Source organism: Micromonospora sp. NPDC004540 (assembly GCF_040610095.1).
Taxonomy (GTDB): domain Bacteria; phylum Actinomycetota; class Actinomycetes; order Mycobacteriales; family Micromonosporaceae; genus Micromonospora.
The window spans coordinates 1-2,368 of the sequence record NZ_JBEXLR010000199.1 but is presented as its reverse complement, the minus strand read 5'-3'; the positions used below and the strand labels follow the sequence as shown (position 1 = coordinate 2,368).

Here is a 2,368-nt window from a genome sequence, read left to right as displayed (position 1 = left end):
CGCTCGTCCAGGGCCACCGCGCCGACCGCCGGCGCCGAGCGCGCGTCGGCCAGGGCGGTGAGGGTACGCAGGTCGGCCGCGCACCGCTCGCGCAGCGCGGCTGACGGGCCGGACACCGCGCCGAGCCCGACCATGGTGAGCGTGGCGAGGACGGTGTCGTGCAGGTCCCGGTTCTGCCGCCGCTCCGCCTCCCGGGCGGCCCGGCCCACCATCGCCTCGTGGGACAGCCGCTGGTAGTCCGCGAAGGCGTCGTCGGCGCGCCCGATCCGGCGGCGCATCACCGCGGTCGTCATCGCCGTGCAGCCGATCTGCACCAGCAGTGTCCCGGCGTGCGCCCGCGCCTCGACCGGGTTGCCGGCCAGGGTGGCCCCGGCCGCGTAGCCGGCGGTGACCAGCAGCCCGGCCGGGACCGACCAACGGGCCGGGGCGGTGGCCTGCGCGTTGATCACGGTGGTGCTGGCGAGCACCGCGACCCAACTCCCCTCGCCGGGCAGCACCTCCGGCGCGACCAGCCACCCGATCGCCAGCCCGGCCGCGGTGGTCAGCGCCACGTCGCCGGCCACCAGGGCGCCGGTGAAGCCGTGCCGGAGCGCGCGGACCGCGTACCACACGGACCAGGCGGTCAGCACCACGATCGCCGGCACCAGCAGTGACACCCGGACGGGCGGGGTGCGCACCGCCAGCGCGACCACGGCGGCCACCAGGCCGCAGGTGAGCCGGAGCAACGCCGGCAGGGTGGTGAAGATCAGGGTGAACGCGCCGCCCGCCGGCCGGTCCAGCGGGGACGGCGGCAGGGTCGTGGCGGCTACGACCGGCATCGGGGGAGGTGTCCTTCCGGCAGCGACCCGGTCGGGTCCGCACGGCCTAGATCGACGCCGGAGAATAGCATGCTCAGCCGCAACTGGTCACCCTCGGTACGCGGCGCGTCGCTGACCGACTCGCGGGCCGCCCGGGCCGCTGGCGCGGCGCTCCTACCCTGCGCCCATGACCTACCAGCCGGCCATGGTGCCACCCAGGAAGTCGAACACGACCCGGATCGTGCTCACCGTCGTCGGTGTGGTGCTCGCGCTCTGCTGCGTGGGCGGCGTCGTCGGCGGCTTCGCCCTCTACCACGCGGTGCGGGAGGCCACCGGCCCGGCCCGGACCACCGTGGACACCTTCGCCGGCGCCCTGGTCGCCCGCGACTACCCGACCGCGTACGGCCGGCTCTGCGGTCGGGTGCGCGACCGGGTCAGCGAGGAGGACTTCGCCCGGCAGCAGGCCGCCCAGCCCGCGCTGACCGGCTACCGGATCGTCGGGTTGAACGTCACGAACAGCAACGGACGGGTCCGGGGGTCGGCCGAGGTCCGCTTCACACCGCAGAGCGGCACCACCGTGACGCAGGTGTTCGTCCTGGTCAAGGAGGACGGCGGGTGGCGTGTCTGCGAGTGACGCGTCGCCGTCGCTGCCGCTCGCTCCGCCCTGACCGGCCCCTCGGTGACGGTCCGTGCGGTCGTGCCGCCGCGTGGGTAGCGGTGTGACATCCGGCGCGGGACGAGCGCTGAGGGGCACGGAACGAAGGCGCGGGACTCGTGGCCAGCGCGAACGCGGCGTAGCCGGCCGGTCACCGGGCGGCCCCGCCGGGTGCCGGCGGTCGGCCACCCCTCAGGCCGGTGCCGGGTTACCCGTGCCTCGGTCCCGCTGTTCGGGAGGTACCCCGGGCGGCACGTCCGTGTCCGCACCCCCCACAACGGAGCCGTACCGATGTCACAGTTCGTCCTCGCGAAACTGCTCACCGTCAAGGCCGGCGCGGCGGTCCTCGCCGTCACCGCCGGCGTTGGGGTCGCGTTCGCCGCCGCGACGGGCACCCTGCCCGGTCCGCTCACCGACCGGCCCGCGAAGCCGTCGACCTACGCCACCGCGGCGCCGTCCGCGACCGACGGCAAGGGCAGGGGCCCGGCCGAAGCCAAGGGCAGCCCGTCGCCGAACCTGGTCGGCCTCTGCCGGGCGTACCGGGCGGGCGCGGGGGACAACCCGGGCAAGGCGCTGGAGAGCCCGGCGTTCCGCGCCCTGATCACCACCGCGGGCGACAAGGAGAAGGTGGCGGCGTACTGCGCCCCGCTGGTCGCGGCCGAGAAGGGCCGGCCGGCGCGGCCGACCGCCACGCCCAGCCACCCGGCGGGCCGGCCGGACAGCCGGCCGACCACCGACACCGGGACCGAGCGGCCCGGCGACCGCAAGCCCACCGCCCGACCCACGCGCTGACCTCCGGCGCCGGGCGGGCCACTTCACCCAGGCTCTTCTCGACGGTGGGCGAGTAGACCATGACCACCGCGGAGAGCACGCCGACCACGATGGCGATGGCGAAGCCCAGCACCGTCTCGTACGT

Annotated in this window: 3 protein-coding genes; 2 read left to right on the top strand and 1 reads right to left on the bottom strand. The window is 75.9% G+C overall.

From position 1 onward, the window contains the following. On the bottom strand, positions 1-818 hold an 818-nt coding region (locus ABZV78_RS31630), incomplete at its 3' end, for an ATP-binding protein (RefSeq protein ID WP_355644515.1). Positions 819-984: 166 nt separating this feature from the next. Here ABZV78_RS31630 and ABZV78_RS31625 point away from each other — a divergent pair. Further along, entirely contained in the window at positions 985-1,431 is a 447-nt protein-coding gene (locus ABZV78_RS31625; RefSeq protein WP_355644513.1) for a hypothetical protein, read from the top strand. Between the two features lie 312 nt (positions 1,432-1,743). After that, entirely contained in the window at positions 1,744-2,244 is a 501-nt protein-coding gene (locus ABZV78_RS31620) for a hypothetical protein (RefSeq protein ID WP_355644511.1), read from the top strand. Positions 2,245-2,368: the final 124 nt, after the last annotated feature.

Coding starts and splice junctions, on each gene's coding strand:
- ABZV78_RS31625 (WP_355644513.1), top strand. CDS start 985: ATGACCTACCAGCCGGCCATGGTGCCACCCAGGAAGTCGAACACGACC.
- ABZV78_RS31620 (WP_355644511.1), top strand. CDS start 1,744: ATGTCACAGTTCGTCCTCGCGAAACTGCTCACCGTCAAGGCCGGCGCG.